Below are 15,360 nucleotides of genomic sequence, written 5' to 3'. Positions count from 1 at the left end.
CCACTCAATTGGGGCGGCTCAGGCCGACTTCTTTGATCTGCCTCGGTTTATGGGCGATATCTGCGCCCTGTGGCCTGGAATTGCACAGAGATCGAAGATGAAAGCGATCATGCGGCCTGACAAATTGTGTTCCCAGCCGTTGCCTGCCTGACTGCAGGCCCCGGAGGTCCCCCGGGGACGTGGTTTCGATGATGCTGTGCTCAGGGCTGGTGCCGTCCACGTCGAGACCGCCAATGAGATGGTGACATCGCAATTGCATTGAACCAGCACCATTCTGGTAGTCCCGGGTTGACCATGGACCGAAGCAGGCACCGGGGGATCTCGGACGAAGGCGGTAGTGGAAACGGCTCGGCATCGTCAGAACTCTCATCAACGCCGCAGACAGGCGGTCGGCTCCGCATGTCAAAAGGCGCTGACGGAGAGGCCCCGTTCCCGAAGTCCTGAGCCGAGGCAGATCTATCGCGACCAATCTGCTACGGGCAGCGCGATTCTGATTGAGGGCTGCAATCCTCCATTTCTCTTAAACGTCGGCGCCTCTTAAGTTTTGTCTGGCTTGCCGATGGGCATCAGTGCAGCAAAGGGCTTGCCTGTGGCAGCCTCGTATTCGGCCTCATCCCAGAAGCCGATCAAAATACCGGTCTCGGCTGCCCTACGCTGTCCGGCCAATACCTTTGCTGTCGCTGTTATGCGGGTGTGGTGTTGCAAGGACCAGGCGGTCAGGGCCTGCTCCATTTTTGCGCGCGCGGCGATATGTTCATCCTCATCTGAGCTGCCAATGTCGCGCAGTTCTTGCGGGTCGGTCTTAAGATCGAACATCACGGGCGCGAAGCCCTCGCAGCGGATATATTTCCAACGCCCGTCGTGGATCATGACGGTGCGGGCATCCTCTTGCGGAACGTCGAGTTCTTGCGCCATTTCAAAGCTGGAATAGTCATGCTCGCTGATCGCATAGCGCCGTGAAAACCCTGATCTGCCATGTAGCAGGGGTGTCAGATCGCGTCCCTCAAGGATGTGTGGTTTTGGCTCGCCTCCAAGGGCATTCAGAAAGGTCGGCGCAAGGTCGATCATTTCGACCAATTCATCTGTCGCCGTGCCGCGGGTCGAGTCGGCCTCTGGGCGCGGATCACTGATGATCAACGGCACCTTGGCCGCAACCTCGTGATAGAAGTCTTTATCCCCCATCCAGTGGTCACCCATGTAATCGCCGTGGTCAGAGGTAAAGGCGATGATCGTGTTCTCGCTGATCCCAGTTTCGTCCATCCAGGCAAACAACCGGCCAAGATTGTCATCAAGCTGTTTGATCAGGCCCATGTAGGCCGGAATGACGTGTTCACGCACATGATCGCGGCTGAAACTTTTGCAAACGCGCGCGTTTTGATAGGCACGCAACAAGGGATGGTCCACATCGCGCTCAGCATCCGAGCGGATCGGATCAATGATATGCTCTGGACCGTACATATCGTGATACGGCGCGGGAACGATGTAGGGCCAATGGGGCTTGATATAGCTCAGGTGGCACATCCATGGCTGCCCGTCTGCCTGCGCCTGCGCCATGAACTCGATCGCACGGTTTGTCATATAGGCGGTTTCGGAATGTTCTTCGGGCACATTCGCCGCAAGTCGAGAGTTCTTCAGCAACCATGCGGACAGAAGTTCACCATCTGCATCCACGCCCGAGTTCGCAAAGTCTTCCCATGGGTTTTCAGATGTGTAGCCTAAGTTGACCAAATAATCGTCATAGGCCGACCATCTCTGTCGTGCGCTGTCAGGGTGCAATCCGTCGTCGCGCTCAAACGCTTCGAAGCCGCATTCGGACACCCGCACACCGATTTCGGATTTTGGGTCGATCCCCAGCCACGCCATGCCTTCCTGATCGGCGGTCATATGGGTCTTCCCCACCAACACTGCGCGCGCGCCTGCCTCGCGCAGGTGATCACCAAGCGTCGGCTCGCCTACGCGCAGCGGCATCCCATTCCACGTGGACCCATGGCTGCGCACGTATCGGCCCGTATAGGCAGACATGCGCGACGGGCCGCAGACGGGTGACTGCACATAGGCCTTATTGAATTGCATGCCGCGCTTTGCCAACGCATCAATGTGGGGTGTGTGCAGATGCGGGTGCCCGTAACAGCTCAGATAATCGAACCGCAGCTGGTCCGCCATAATCCACAAAACGTTTGGTGTATCGGTCACTGGGCAGGTTCACTTTCAACTATAGCATCAATGGGCAGGCGAAAAAAATCTTCAAGGCGGTCGAGGAGGCCGACAAAAGTCTTCAACTCTTCATCTGTAAAGGCCGCCTTGAGGGCGTCGCGCCGTTGCTTCATCACCGGCGCGCTTTGCGCATAGGCCGCGATGCCAGCAGGGGCCAGCGATACCAAGACCTGACGACCGTCTTGGCCATTGCGCGCCATTGTCACATACCCTTTGTCCCGCATGGCTGGCAGCGCACGACTGAGTTGTGAGTGATCAATGCGTTGGATTTCGGCCAAGTCGCGGATCGTCATTGGTCCCGCTTCAGACAAATCCCAAAGCACCCGCCATTCAACAATCGACAAACCGCTTGCGCGTTGAAGGATGCGCTGGCCCTGCAGACGTGACGCCGCATAGGTCGCAGGAAGACGCGAAAACAGGTTGTTTTTCTCGCGCAAGCGCCGCCGTTTGATCCGTTCAGCCTGAGGTTCTGTCGGTGTTTGCATCATCAGTGTCTCCCCTCCAAACTTAAACACCGAAGAATATTACGTGACAAGTCATATAGTTTCTGCGACGTTTTTTACCAGCAGCCCTGGACACGGGGCGCTGCGTCTCGGGAGCGGCGCGAATTAGGGAGAGAGAACTATGATGAAATCTGCATTCGCGGGTGTGGCCGTCGCATTGGCACCACTTGCCGTGGCCGCGCAGGTCACACTGACATCTGAAACCTCAAGCGTGGGGTCTTCGCCGCATTACGTGGACACGACATTGGCCGCCGTTCTTGACAGCGCGGGCGTCGCAAGCGTTCAGGTAACCGAAGGCGCGACGCTGACCAATTCAGTTCAGGCTGTTGCTGAGGGCCGCCTTGATATGGCGTCTGCTCCCATGATTTTACCGTTCCTGCTGTCGCGCGGCATTGGTCCCTACAGCGGTGTCGGTGCCGAGGGCGGTGCCGATCTGGCCGCAGATATTCGGGTTTTGTTTTTCCACGCTGGATCGCACCAGATTTTTGGCCATTACAATTCCGCGCCGATTGAAGACATCCGCAAACTTGAAGGTTTGCGCATTTGGAACGGCCCGCCACGCGGTGCCGCGCTGACATCCGGTCGCGCCATGGTGCAGCTGTTGTCTGGCGTGCAGGACGGAGAGGGCTATGAGGGCATTCAAACCCCTTGGCCCGACACCGTTGCGACCATCACGGGGGGCGGTGCTGACGCATGGACATCCCCCGATGGCATTCCGTCCGGTCGCCAAATCCAGTTGGCAGCGGCCGGCGGGACCACACTTTATGACGTGCCATCCGATTTGTTGGCGAGCGAACTTGGCCAGCAGATTGTTGCAGCTCCGGGACATGCGCCGTTTTCGATGCCAGTTGAAGAGTACCGTGCGGCCTATGCGGGCAATGACATCACCATCGTCACCGATGACGATACGTTTGACAGCTATGTCACCGCATTTGCGGAAATCACATCCGGCAGCATGGATGAACAGCTGGCGTTTGACATCGTGACGGCCTTTCTTGAAGCGCAAGAGCGCTTTGAGCAGGGGGCCCCAGTCGGGCCCCATCTGGCGCTGACCTTCGGTGATATTGATGGCGTGAGCCAAGGCGCATGCGGCGCGGTGCAGATCAAAATGCACCCCGGTGCCATTCGCGCCTTTGAGGCCGCTGGCCATACGGTTGCCGACTGCCTGCGGCCGTAAAAAATCAGGTCCGGCGTGTTTCGCCGGACCATCCGCGCTCCCCCATACCCTACAGGAAGTTCACCGTGACCAACGCCACGAGTCCCCGACGCACGACCTCTGAAAACATCGCCATCCTATGCGCGCTGGTGCTGGTTTTCTTTGGTTTGTTGAACACGATGCCGGAAATCGCGGGGCTTCAAAATTGGGCGCGCGAGGTTACAGGTCAACCGTTTTTCCGTGTCTCTGGCTTTCCGACCGAGTATTTCTTCCCACCGATGTTCATGCTGATGATGACGATCGTTGTGTTTGACGCCAGCATCTATCGCGCGTGGAAGGTCGATCATCCGCAGAAGGCCTGGCTTGGCCTGTTGCTGGATGCGGGCTTATTGCTCGGGGCAGCCCTTGGCGCGTTCGGCTATCTCGTCGAAATTGACAGTGTTTGTCTGATTGATCAGATCACAGGCGAACGCGCACGGCTAATCGCGGATGCCGCGGAGCGGTCCAATGTCATCCCGGGGATTTCTTTTGCCGCAGAAGTTCCGTCCTGCCAGTCACGACTCGGCAGTTGGACGATCCCACTGCTGTTCACCATCATCACGCTGTTCTTCCTATATAACGTTCGGGTTTGGGGGCTACCGCTGGTGGCGGTGGCCAGCATTGTCGTCCTATACACCGTCGCCACCACACTGATCTGGGTGTTCGATCTGTCCGACAACAACTTCCTTTTGACCAAGCTCGGCGCGGAGGGCGGGGATGTCATTGCTGCTGCGACGCAGAAGGCGACGAATGTCTTCATTTCGCCGGACGGGTTCATGGGGCGGTTTATGGACATCGTCGTGAACCAAGTCTTCCCCTATGTGATCCTGGGTGCCTTGTTCGGGACATCTGCCGGGGGCACATCCCTCATTAAACTGGCGGTGCGGTTGACCCGAAATCTGCGCGGCGGTCCGGCCCATGCCGCTATCGTTTCATCAGCGATGTTTGGCACGATTACAGGCGGACCGGTGACAAATGTGCTGTCGACCGGGCGGCTGACCATCCCGATGATGCGTCGCAACGGGTTCAATAGGTACTTCGCAGGCGGGGTCGAAGCCGCGGCGTCATCCGGCGGGCAAATCATGCCGCCTGTTATGGGGGTCGCGGCCTTTGTGCTCGTGGCACTGACTGCCGTACCCTACACAAAGGTCATCACGGCAGCGTTTCTGCCGGCTATGTGTTTTTTCTTCTCGATCTTCTTGGCCGTGTTGTTTCAGGCCCGCCGCGACAAGGTCGAGGCGATGCGTGTGGTTCCGGATGATTTGATCATGCACCGTCAGGACTGGGTAAACCTGATCATCATCTTCCTGCCCATCCTGACGATCCTGCTTTTGCTCCTTGGCAACAAAGATGCTTTTGGCGTTGGGCCATTGGGATGGATTTTGGGCGCTGAAACTGAGCTACGGAACGGCCTGCGCGTCGTGACAGAGCGGAGCGGCGTTCTGCAGACGATTGTCAATGCCACTGGTGATGCGACTTCTGCGGGGTGGTGGGCGGTCGCCGTCTTGGTCCCTTTGTTGTTCCTTGATCCCCAAACGCGCGCAAAGCCATCCAAGATACTTGTTTCGCTCGGCGAGGGCGGGATTCTGATCTCGCGCCTTTTCTTGCTGCTGTTCGCCGTTTCCATCATCGCGGCATTCCTCAATGAAAGCGGCCTGACGGGCGAATTGACCCGCGCTGTGACCACCTGGCTGGAAAGCGCGGATATGTTGAGCTTGTTCGGTTGGCAAATTCCAATTGTCGGCGGGGTCTATCTGATGCTGGCTTTGACCTGTGCGATGCTGTGCGCGATTTTGCTGGGAATGGGGATGCCGACAGTCCCCGCCTATGTGAACGTAGCACTTCTGTTGGGGCCATTGCTTGCCAATCTTGGCGTCAGTTTCTTCACCGCGCATATGTTCGTGTTTTATTTCGCGGTTGCATCGGCCATCACGCCACCTGTTGCCGTGGCCGCATTTGCCGCCGCGTCCATCACAGGTGGCGAACCCATGCGCACAGGCGTTGCGGCGGTGCGTGTCGGGATTGTCATGTTCGCCATTCCCTTCGTCTTCGCATGGTATCCCGAAATCCTGTTGATCGAAGAGGCTGTAACGATCACCAACAGCTCCGGCCAAAAGGTTCTTTTGGATGGATATTCCAGCCAGACCGATTGGGGCCATCTAAGCCTGCTTCTGCTGCGTCTGTCGCTGTCGCTCTACTTATTGGCATCAGCATTGGCGCGGTTCGACAGAGCAAAGCTCAATGGGCCAGAAGTCGGGTTGCGGCTTCTCCTGGCAGTCTTGATTTTGTGGAAAACCCCGCTTGTTGTCGTTGTTGCGATCGGCGCAGCCGCTGTCCTTCTGTCGTGGCATCATATTGCCGCGGGTCGCGCTGTCACCAAACGAGCAGTCATCACGTAAAGGTGACCTGCCGCTCGCGGAATTCAAACGCTTGGTGAACGTATTCAGGAACGAAGCCCGTCAAATCATGGGGTTGCATATCTGATCACTAGTGTTTGGCCGCAGTGGATGACCGGCGTGAAAAAGCCCCAGGACGGTCAAAGACGACACTGATGTCCGGCCGCAGATCCCACATGTGATCAAAGATCGTCGGCAAGCAAGCTGGTTAGTCATTTGTTAGGTGTCTGAGTGCCACTGTGTTATGGCATTCCCACTGGTATCGGAGGGGTTTCAACATCACAGGAGGTCTGTGAGAGAGGGCTGTACAGGGCACAAAAACTGAACTCAGAGGATCGGTTGGGACATGCCGCCTGTCCCATGCGCCAGGCGGACAGAGCCACGGGATCTATTCAACGGGCATAGCGGCGCGTTTGCGCCGGGGCCAATCCTGCGAATAGTGCAATCCTACGAATAACGAGTGTAGCAAATGTTGATGATTGAGAAATACCGGCTGGCATTCGATATCTCCCCGGTTCCCCTGCTGCTCATTTCGGGCAGCGGTGAAATTGTATTGGCAAATGCCGGCTTTCTTGATCTGTTCGGGTATGAAGCAAGCGAATTGATTGGCTTGAGTGTTGAGGTGTTGGTGCCGGAACCGGTGAGAAACCGCCATCCCGACCTGCGAAGTGCCTATCACCGGGTGCCTACCAAACGCAGCATGGGGGCAGGGCGTGACCTCTACGGAGTGACCAAGTCCGGTACTGTTATCCCTCTCGAACTTGGGCTTGAACCGGTTTTGGACAGTGACGAGCCTATGGCGCTTGTTGCGGCGATCGATATCCGCCAGCGCAAGGCACATGAGGTGCGTTTGCGACAGGCTATGGATGCTGCGGCGAGCGCGATGGTTATGGTCAACCACAAGGGCTGTATCGTTTTAGTCAACCACGCAGCATCCGAACTGTTCCAATATGAAGAACGGGACCTGTTGGGAAAACGCGTTGAGATGCTGGTGCCGGAAGAGTTCCGCCCCGTACACCCGGTTTATACCAGCAGCTTCATGAGCAACCGAACGGCGCGTTCGATGGGGGGCGGTCAAGATCTGTTCGCACGTCGGCGCGACGGCAGCAATATCCCGGTGGAAATCGCGCTGACACCTGTCGATACGCCCGAAGGGCAGATGGTCATGAGCACGATCATCGACTTGTCGGAGCGGGTTGCCGCAGCTGAAGTTATGGCCCGCAAAAACAAGGAACTCGAGGCGCTCAATGTCGAACTTTCTCATTTCGCCTATAGCGCCAGTCATGACCTGAAGGCCCCGCTGTCCTCGATCGTCGGTCTGTTGAATATCTGTCTTCAGGATCTGGATGACGATGAGCTCGACGAAGTCCGGGTGAATATTGCCAAAGTCATGGAAATCAGCCGCCGCAGCGCGAATAAAATCGAGGGCATCCTGACCGTCGCCCGGTCAGGGCGTGATCCGGTGGAGCGCGCTGTTGTACAGTTGGACGCTGTTGTTCAGGACATCTGGCTTGATTTGACCGGGGGGAAATCCACGACCGCACTCCTGCTGGAGCTAAACCACGACGCCCCCGTGATAAGCGAGCCCGCGACGATCAAGATCATTATGGAAAACCTGTTGTCGAACGCTCTTCGCTATGGAGATCCCAACAAACCGGAGCACAGAGTATGTGTCAGGAGTTGGACGGTCGATCAGTCTCTTCATGTGTCGGTGTCCGACAATGGTGTCGGCATTCCGAAAGAAAACCATGAAATGGTCTTCCTGATGTTCAAACGCCTTGATGACCGCAGTGGCGATGGGCTTGGCCTTGCATTGGTGAAGAAACAAATTGATCGCCTTGGTGGTGACATTACCCTGACAAGCACGGTGGGGACCGGTGCTGAATTCAGCTTCACTCTGCCGACGGAGGACAAGGAACTTGAGCAAAATTCCGGTAATAGTGGTCGATGATGAGACGATTGACCGATACATCGTCAAACGGCAACTGGCGAAGTGCGATGATTTCGAGCAGGTGCTCGAAGTGGCCACAGGGGGGGAGTTCCTGGAGGCCTATTTCAGCGAACCAAGGCTGACAACGCAGCAGTCGAAGCCGCTCCTCGTGCTAATGGACATCAATATGCCGCAGATGAGTGGTTTCGAGACGATAGAGGAGCTTCAGCGGCGCATGGACGTCGACAGCGGACCCGACAGCGTGGTGATCTTGATGTTCACATCCTCCAACAATCCCGAAGACCGGGCGAAGGCCGAGAGCCTGCCGACGGTGAAAGGCTATGTTGTGAAGCCGCTGGATGAAGGAGGCGTCGAGACGATACGGGAGCTCTATTACGCCTGAGGTGTTCCCGATCGGCAATTGCGGGTGTGTGGCGTTGCGACCGGTGCCGCAGATCGTGGGTCCGGCTGCTGCCCTGATCCGGGCTATCGACGCTGATCGTGCATTTGCCGAAGGCGTGCCTTGGCCCTCTCTCCAGCCCGATCTCTGGCCCCATCCCCGAAGCCATCATGCGAGAGGCCTGCTGTCTCACGGAGCTGTTTCACGCCCCGTCGTCACCATCACTCCGAAGGGCCGGATATAGGCAAGGGGGAAGGCAAAGAGAAGCGGAGGACATCCGGCCCATGTCGGAGTTGGCATGTCGGGGGCGGGGGGGCGTCAGGTTCCGCTGATCAGCGGAGGTTGACCAGCGCACCGCGAGATTGCACAACCTGAGCCGCAAGCCCGGCCCCTGATTGGATGGCCCCGGCAACAGACGCGCCGGTTATCCAACTGGCGATAAAGCCCGCGTTGAAAGAGTCGCCCGCTGCCGTGGTGTCGATGACCTCGGAGACAGCGACCGGGTCGTGCAGGCTCAGGTTGCCGTTCTCCCATGCGAGGATCTGACCCGCCCCGTTCTTGACGATGACCCAAGACGAGCCGTGATCCGCGTATCGTGCCGCCGTTGCGGCCGGGTCCGCATCGCCAAACCAGAGGGCCTCGTCCTCATGCGACGGCAGCACCATGTCGCTGACGCTGGCGGCTTCCATGACGACCCGCCGCATCGTCTCCTCGTCTTCCCAAAGTTTGGGGCGCAGGTTCGGGTCAAAAATAACCTTTGCGCCCTTTTTCCTGAAATCAGCGAGAACCTGCAGGAGCGTGTTCCGATCATTTTCCGGCAGGATCGCGAGGGTAATCCCGGAAAAATACGCCATATCCGCATGCGTCAGAACGGATATGAGCGCGCGCTCGTCCTGTGCGAGACTGCGCGCCGCACTCTGGCCGCGCCAATAGCTGAAGCTGCGTTCGCCCTCCTGCAACTGGATCGTATAGAGGCCCACCGACACATCGGGGCGCCGCAGGATATGGTCGGTCTCAAGCCCCGCGTCCTGCAGGAACGTCACCATGCGGTCCGACAGGGCATCTGTCCCCACGGCGGTGAAATACTCGACCGTGTCAGCTTGATCGAGCAGCCTGCGCAGATACCAGGCGGTGTTCATGGTATCGCCTGCGAACCCCATGCGGTAGGTGTCCGCATCCTTCGAAGCCATTTCGACCATACATTCGCCAATCGCGACAATCCGGCTCATGTTGCAGCATCCGTAAAAAACGTGTGGTTTTGTTCTTTGAGTTCATCGATCAGCAGCAGAATGCGCGACAGATGGTTCGATATGACGTCTTCCGCCACATCGGGCTTGTTGTTGCAGATGGCATCGAAGAGCTCGACATGCTCTTTCAGCGCCAGTTTCTGCGAGGTGGAATCGAGCGACAGCATGCGAATGCGGTCCATATGGGTTTTGGTTTCGGTCAGCAGGTCCCACACGTATTCCACCCCGGCAAGGACGCAAATTTCACGGTGGAAGGCATCATCGGCGGCGTGAAACTTGCTGCGGTCATCGACTTTGACCGCTTCGCGTTGCTGCTCGATGAGCGCGGAGAGCGCGGCCCGCCCCGCTGGTGTGATCATGGTGCACAGGGTGCGGCAGGTCTTCACCTCGAGGGCCGTCCGCACGAAACGGGCCCGCAGGACGGCCTCGCCCGAAATCAGGCTGACGGTGGTGCCGCTTTGCGGTCGGATCACCAGAAAACCGATCTTGGCCAGGCGTTTGAAGGCTTCCCGCACCGGTTGTCGGGACACACCCATCGTCTTGGCGACTTCCGCCTCGGATATCTTTGTGCGGGGCGGCAAATCCAGATTCAGAATGCGCTGTCTCAGCTCTTCGAAAACCCGGTCCGCGACTGTGGGCTGATTAAGCTGCGTGATCAGCGGCAGAGGCAAAGCATCATTGGGCTGCTTCAATGTTCCTCCCATTTTCAAGTCCCACTCATATCCGTTCTTCGCCTTGAGCTGTATCGCACTTTCCATTCGCGAGTGCAACTGGGTTACTAGTTGACATGAGGGAGTTTGAAAAATTAGGTTATTAGTATGGCAGAATCGTGAACACACGACAAAAGCCGCATCTGGGAGGGTGATATGGCAGTCTTGAATGAGGATCGGCTTTTCCCGGTCGACCCGCAGGTGCGGGCACTGGCGCGCGAGCTGTATGATGGTATCCGGGACCTGCCCATTATCAGCCCTCATGGCCATACAGATCCAAGATGGTTTGCCGAGAACGCGCATTTCCCCAATCCGACCGACTTGTTCGTCACCCCCGATCACTATGCGTTTCGTATGCTTCATTCGCAGGGAATCCCGCTGGAGTCGCTGGGGGTGCCCCGTATCGATGGGGGGGGAACAGAGCAGGACAAACGGAAGATCTGGCGCTTGTTTGCCCGGAATTTCCATCTGTTTCGCGGCACTCCGTCGCGCCTTTGGATTACCCATGCCTTTGAGCAGGTGTTTGGCATCACAGAACGGTTCTCCGAAGCGACTGCCGATGCCATCTACGACCGGATCGCAGAGTGTCTGTCACAGGATGCCTATCGGCCGCGCGCGTTGTTTGAGCGGTTCAATATCGAGGCGATCTCCACGACCGAAAGCCCCCTTGATGATCTGCGCTGGCACGAGATGATCCGCGCCAGCGGCTGGAAGGGGAGGGTTGTGACCGCATACCGACCCGATGCTGTGGTCGACCCGGAGTTCGAAGGCTTCGCGCGGAATATCGGTCGGTTTGGCGATTTGGCAGGCGAAGATGCAACCACATGGAGCGGTTATCTGGCTGCGCATCGCAACCGTCGTGCCTTCTTCAAAACCTATGGCGCCACCTCCAGCGATCATGGCCACCCGACGGCCCGGACCGAGGATTTGCCGCAGTCAGAAGCGGCAGAGCTCTTTGACAAGGCGTTGAGGGGCAAATGTTCGGCGGAGGAGGCAGACAGGTTTCGCGGCCATATGCTGACTGAAATGGCGCGGATGAGCCTCGATGATGGCCTGGTTCTGCAAATCCATCCGGGCTCCTTGCGCAACCATTCGAAAGACATCTTTGCACGGTTTGGCCGCGACAAGGGCTATGATATTCCCATGCGCACCGATTATGTCAGCAATCTGCGCCCCTTGCTGAACGCGGTCGGCGCAGCGCCCGGCCTCTCGGTGATCGTCTTCACATTGGACGAAACCAGCTATGCCCGCGAGCTGGCGCCCCTGGCAGGGGTTTACCCGGCGCTCAAGCTGGGGCCGGCATGGTGGTTCCACGACAGCTATGAAGGCATGATGCGGTTCCGCGAGATGACGACGGAGACGGCAGGTTTCTACAATACCGTCGGTTTCAACGACGACACCCGCGCATTTTGTTCCATTCCCGCCCGTCACGATGTGGCGCGGCGCGTGGACTGCTCGTTCATTGCCAATCTGGTCGAAACCGGCCGGCTGGACAGGGACGAAGCACACGAGGTCGCAACTGACCTCGCATACCGGCTTGCAAAACAAGCCTACCGGCTCTGATGGAGCCATTTTCTGGGAGGAAAACAATGACATATATGAAAACTCTGGGGGCGGCCTTGCTGGCGTCCGTGGCGATGGGAGCAGCGGCAACCGCCTGCGAAGTGACGCTGCGCTCCTCTGATACCCATCCCGACGGATATCCGACGGTCGCTGCCGTCAACGCGATGGGCGAGATGCTGAAAGAGCGCTCCGGCGACCGGCTGTGCATTGAAGTGTTCCACTCTGCGCAGCTCGGCGAAGAAAAAGACAGCATCGAACAGACACAATTTGGCGTGATCGATCTGAACCGGGTCTCGCTTGGCCCCTTCAACAATATCATCGAAGAAACCCAAATCCCGTCCCTGCCGTATATCTTCCGGTCGGTTGAACATATGCACAAGGTCATGGATGGCCCCGTCGGCCAGCAGATCCTTGATGCGTTTTCCGATCACGATCTGGTCGGGCTGGCCTTCTACGACAGTGGCTCCCGCAGCTTCTACAACTCGGAAAAGCCGATCAATTCCATGGCGGACCTGGCCGGTATGAAATTCCGGGTGATGCAGTCCGACATGTTCGTCGACATGGTCTCCGCTCTGGGGGCCAATGCGACGCCCATGCCCTACGGGGAGGTCTATTCTTCCATCCAGACAGGGGTGATCGACGGGGCCGAAAACAACTGGCCGTCCTATGACAGCTCCGGTCACTTTGAAGTGGCAAAGTTCTACACTCTGGATCAGCACCTGATTGTGCCAGAGGTGCTGGTGATGTCCAAAACCTCCTATGACAAACTGAGCGCCGAGGATCAGGCTCTGGTGCGTCAGGCTGCCAAGGACTCGGTCCCGATCATGCGGGAACTCTGGGCCGCGCGGGAATTGGAATCAGAGACCCGCGTGCGCGAAGCCGGGGTCGAGATCGTGACGGATATCGACAAGACGCCCTTCATCGAAGCAATGGCTCCCGTCTATGAAAAATATGTGACCTCGCCTGTTCTGAAGCAGCTCGTCGCAGACATTCAGGCAACAGAGTAAGCCATTTTCAGGCCCGCTGACCTCGGTCGGCGGGCTTTTTCGTGGTCATGGGAATACGACATGGAAGAGACGATGAAGTCGGTTGCGCGGGCCACATCACGCATCGCGCATATCGCATTGTGGGCTGCGGCCTGCGGATTAATTCTGATGACGGCGCTGATCGCAGCACAGGTCTTCTGGCGCTACGTCCTGAATGACAGCATCGTCTGGACCGAACCTGCCTCGGTGATGATCATGGGCTGGTTCATTTTCCTCGGCGCCGCGGTGGGCATCCGCGAAGGCTACCACCTGTCCTTCGATGTGGTGCTCTATATGAGCCCGCTTCGGCTCAAGAAAATTCTGCATTCCGTGTCCGATCTTGCGGTCGCGGCATTTGGCGGCGGCATGATCTGGTACGGCTGGCAACTCGCGGAAAAGACGTCTGGAAATATACTGCCGAGCCTCGGAATCTCCGGCGCTTTTGATTTCGTTCCATTGGTCATCGGCGGCGTTTTGATCGTGCTCTTCTCAATTGAGCGGGTCGCACGCCGGGCAGCGGGTCTGGCGACCGCGCGCTTTGGCGAAGATGCGACAGGGGACTGAATATGGAACTATACGTCCTCTTTGGCACTTTCGTGGTGCTGCTCCTGATCGGCACGCCGGTCGCATTTTGCCTCGGTATGTCGAGCTTTGCGACGATTGCATACCTGGGCCTGCCGCCGGTCGTCGTGTTTCAGCGGCTCAATTCCGGCGTCTCGGTCTTTGCGCTCATGGCGATTCCCTTTTTCATCTTTGCCGGCGATCTGATGGTTCGCGGCGACATCGCGCGCCGGTTGGTGGCCCTCGCGGGGGCTTTTGTCGGGCATTTGCGCGGCGGATTGGGGCAGGTCAACGTTCTGTCATCCGTCATGTTCGGCGGTGTGTCCGGTTCGGCCGCCGCTGATGCCTCTGCGGTGGGCGGGCTGATGGTGCCGCAGATGAAAGAGCGGGGCTATGACGTGGACTATGCCGTGAACATCACGGTCGTCAGTTCCATCATCGCCCTGCTGCTGCCGCCGTCGCATAATATGATCATCTACTCGATCGCGGCAGGCGGGCGGATCTCGATCGCGGATCTCTTTACCGCAGGCATCCTGCCCGGTTTTCTGCTGGCGCTGGCGCTGATGATCGTGTCCTGGTGGGTGGCAAAGCGCAAAGGCTACCCGGTACAGCCCTTTCAGGGGTTCCGGATGATCGGAGTGCTGTTTGTCGCTGCTGCTCCGGGTCTTGTTCTGGTGGCGATCATTTTCGGCGGCGTCCGGTCAGGGATCTTCACCGCCTCTGAATCCTCCAATATTGCCGTTGTCTATGCGCTGCTGGTGACGTTCTTCGTCTACCGCACCCTCAGCTGGCATGATTTTATCCAGGCGACCTTTGCCGCCGTCCGCACAACGGCCATGGTGCTGATGGTGATCGGCTGTGCCGCGTCCTTCGGCTGGCTGTTGGCCTACACCAAAGTGCCTGCGTCGATGGTCGCCTTGCTGCAGGGGGTGTCGGACAATCCGATTGTCATCCTGCTGCTGATGAACGTGGTCCTGCTGATCCTTGGAACATTCATGGATATGTCGCCGCTGATCGTGATCACGACACCGATCTTCCTTCCGGTGGCGCTCGCGTTTGGGATCGACCCGGTTCACTTCGGAGTCATCCTGATCCTGAACCTCGGCATTGGCCTGTGCACGCCACCGGTGGGGGCGGTGCTATTCGTCGGCTGCGCAGTGGGGCGCATTCCGATTGGCAATGCCGTTCGCTCGATCTGGCCGTTCTACGGTGCGGCCTTTGCTGTGCTGCTGCTTGTCACCTATATCCCCGGGCTGTCCTTGTGGCTGCCCTCCCTTTTCAGATGAGGACACTATGAGCTTTCCCGTTGTTGATGCCGATCCCGGCGTGACCCGCCAGGTGCTCGCCGAGACCCCCGATCTGATGGTTGTTGCCTTCCGGTTCGACACCGGTGGCGAGGGCAAACTGCATCACCATCCCCACGTCCAGTCCACATATGTGCAAAGCGGGCGGTTCCTGTTCCATGTGGACGGGACCAGCCACGAACTTGCGCCGGGCGACAGTCTGGTGATCCCCGGCAATACGGAACACGGATGCACCTGCGTTGCCGCGGGCACTCTGATCGACACGTTCACGCCGCGCCGTGATGATTTTTTATGAACAGAAAGCGATGATAT

General features: G+C 58.0%; 13 protein-coding genes. 9 read left to right on the top strand and 4 right to left on the bottom strand.

Annotated features, from left to right (window positions below; all coding sequences use genetic code 11):
- Nucleotides 1-537 precede the first annotated feature (537 nt).
- Together FGE21_RS07995 and FGE21_RS07990 are read right to left on the bottom strand one after the other, a co-directional pair.
- The gene (locus tag FGE21_RS07995) at nt 538-2,193 is read right to left on the bottom strand and encodes a sulfatase-like hydrolase/transferase (protein WP_139662767.1); all 1,656 of its coding nucleotides are present in this window, start codon (nt 2,191-2,193) and stop codon (nt 538-540) included.
- Nucleotides 2,190-2,702 (bottom strand): MarR family winged helix-turn-helix transcriptional regulator, encoded by a 513-nt coding sequence (locus FGE21_RS07990; protein ID WP_139662766.1) that lies wholly within the window; start codon nt 2,700-2,702, stop codon nt 2,190-2,192. The genes FGE21_RS07995 and FGE21_RS07990 overlap by 4 nt, the downstream gene beginning before the upstream one ends.
- A gap of 136 nt (nt 2,703-2,838) precedes the next feature.
- Here FGE21_RS07990 and FGE21_RS07985 point away from each other — a divergent pair, with 136 nt between their 5' ends.
- The 4 genes from FGE21_RS07985 (at nt 2,839) to FGE21_RS07970 (ending at nt 8,641) form a co-directional block, all read left to right on the top strand.
- Nucleotides 2,839-3,894 carry a TAXI family TRAP transporter solute-binding subunit gene (locus FGE21_RS07985; RefSeq protein ID WP_139662765.1) on the top strand — a complete coding sequence of 352 codons (1,056 nt, stop codon included), beginning with the start codon at nt 2,839-2,841 and terminating at the stop codon, nt 3,892-3,894.
- Nucleotides 3,895-3,959: 65 nt separating this feature from the next.
- Nucleotides 3,960-6,311, top strand: a complete 2,352-nt coding sequence (locus tag FGE21_RS07980) for a TRAP transporter fused permease subunit (RefSeq protein WP_255731437.1) — start codon at nt 3,960-3,962, stop codon at nt 6,309-6,311.
- A gap of 466 nt (nt 6,312-6,777) precedes the next feature.
- Nucleotides 6,778-8,259, top strand: coding sequence for a PAS domain S-box protein (locus FGE21_RS07975; RefSeq protein ID WP_139662764.1), 1,482 nt, complete (start codon nt 6,778-6,780; stop codon nt 8,257-8,259).
- Nucleotides 8,228-8,641, top strand: a complete 414-nt coding sequence (locus FGE21_RS07970; protein WP_176695386.1) for a response regulator — start codon at nt 8,228-8,230, stop codon at nt 8,639-8,641. Before FGE21_RS07975 ends, FGE21_RS07970 begins: the two co-directional genes overlap by 32 nt.
- 329 nt (nt 8,642-8,970) lie before the next feature.
- Here FGE21_RS07970 and FGE21_RS07965 read toward each other — a convergent pair whose 3' ends face one another.
- Nucleotides 8,971-9,867: a sugar kinase gene (locus FGE21_RS07965; protein ID WP_139662762.1), complete on the bottom strand. Its 897-nt coding sequence runs from the start codon at nt 9,865-9,867 to the stop codon at nt 8,971-8,973.
- Nucleotides 9,864-10,589, bottom strand: a complete 726-nt coding sequence (locus FGE21_RS07960; protein ID WP_139662780.1) for a GntR family transcriptional regulator — start codon at nt 10,587-10,589, stop codon at nt 9,864-9,866. The genes FGE21_RS07965 and FGE21_RS07960 overlap by 4 nt, the downstream gene beginning before the upstream one ends.
- Before the next feature lie 162 nt (nt 10,590-10,751).
- Here FGE21_RS07960 and uxaC point away from each other — a divergent pair, with 162 nt between their 5' ends.
- The 5 genes from uxaC to FGE21_RS07935 are packed head-to-tail and all read left to right on the top strand — an operon-like array spanning nt 10,752 to nt 15,343.
- On the top strand, nt 10,752-12,158 hold the full coding sequence (uxaC, locus tag FGE21_RS07955) for a glucuronate isomerase (protein WP_139662761.1): 1,407 nt from the start codon (nt 10,752-10,754) through the stop codon (nt 12,156-12,158).
- A 26-nt stretch (nt 12,159-12,184) separates the two neighbouring features.
- Entirely contained in the window at nt 12,185-13,165 is a 981-nt protein-coding gene (locus FGE21_RS07950; RefSeq protein ID WP_139662760.1) for a TRAP transporter substrate-binding protein, read from the top strand.
- A gap of 60 nt (nt 13,166-13,225) precedes the next feature.
- On the top strand, nt 13,226-13,747 hold the full coding sequence (locus FGE21_RS07945) for a TRAP transporter small permease (RefSeq protein WP_139662759.1): 522 nt from the start codon (nt 13,226-13,228) through the stop codon (nt 13,745-13,747).
- A gap of 2 nt (nt 13,748-13,749) precedes the next feature.
- Entirely contained in the window at nt 13,750-15,030 is a 1,281-nt protein-coding gene (locus FGE21_RS07940) for a TRAP transporter large permease (protein ID WP_139662758.1), read from the top strand.
- A 7-nt stretch (nt 15,031-15,037) separates the two neighbouring features.
- Entirely contained in the window at nt 15,038-15,343 is a 306-nt protein-coding gene (locus FGE21_RS07935) for a cupin domain-containing protein (protein ID WP_139662757.1), read from the top strand.
- The last annotated feature ends 17 nt before the right edge of the window (nt 15,344-15,360 follow it).

The organism is Phaeobacter sp. B1627, from assembly GCF_006265095.1.
GTDB lineage: Bacteria > Pseudomonadota > Alphaproteobacteria > Rhodobacterales > Rhodobacteraceae > Epibacterium.
This window is presented reverse-complemented; position numbering and strand designations above follow the sequence as displayed.

Excerpts from the sequence above, each read along its gene's own strand:
- FGE21_RS07975 (WP_139662764.1), top strand. The coding sequence starts at position 6,778 with ATGTTGATGATTGAGAAATACCGGCTGGCATTCGATATCTCCCCGGTT.
- FGE21_RS07940 (WP_139662758.1), top strand. The coding sequence starts at position 13,750 with ATGGAACTATACGTCCTCTTTGGCACTTTCGTGGTGCTGCTCCTGATC.
- FGE21_RS07935 (WP_139662757.1), top strand. The coding sequence starts at position 15,038 with ATGAGCTTTCCCGTTGTTGATGCCGATCCCGGCGTGACCCGCCAGGTG.
- FGE21_RS07990 (WP_139662766.1), bottom strand. The coding sequence starts at position 2,702 with ATGATGCAAACACCGACAGAACCTCAGGCTGAACGGATCAAACGGCGG.
- FGE21_RS07965 (WP_139662762.1), bottom strand. The coding sequence starts at position 9,867 with ATGAGCCGGATTGTCGCGATTGGCGAATGTATGGTCGAAATGGCTTCG.
- uxaC (WP_139662761.1), top strand. The coding sequence starts at position 10,752 with ATGGCAGTCTTGAATGAGGATCGGCTTTTCCCGGTCGACCCGCAGGTG.
- FGE21_RS07960 (WP_139662780.1), bottom strand. The coding sequence starts at position 10,589 with ATGGGAGGAACATTGAAGCAGCCCAATGATGCTTTGCCTCTGCCGCTG.
- FGE21_RS07950 (WP_139662760.1), top strand. The coding sequence starts at position 12,185 with ATGACATATATGAAAACTCTGGGGGCGGCCTTGCTGGCGTCCGTGGCG.
- FGE21_RS07945 (WP_139662759.1), top strand. The coding sequence starts at position 13,226 with ATGGAAGAGACGATGAAGTCGGTTGCGCGGGCCACATCACGCATCGCG.
- FGE21_RS07985 (WP_139662765.1), top strand. The coding sequence starts at position 2,839 with ATGATGAAATCTGCATTCGCGGGTGTGGCCGTCGCATTGGCACCACTT.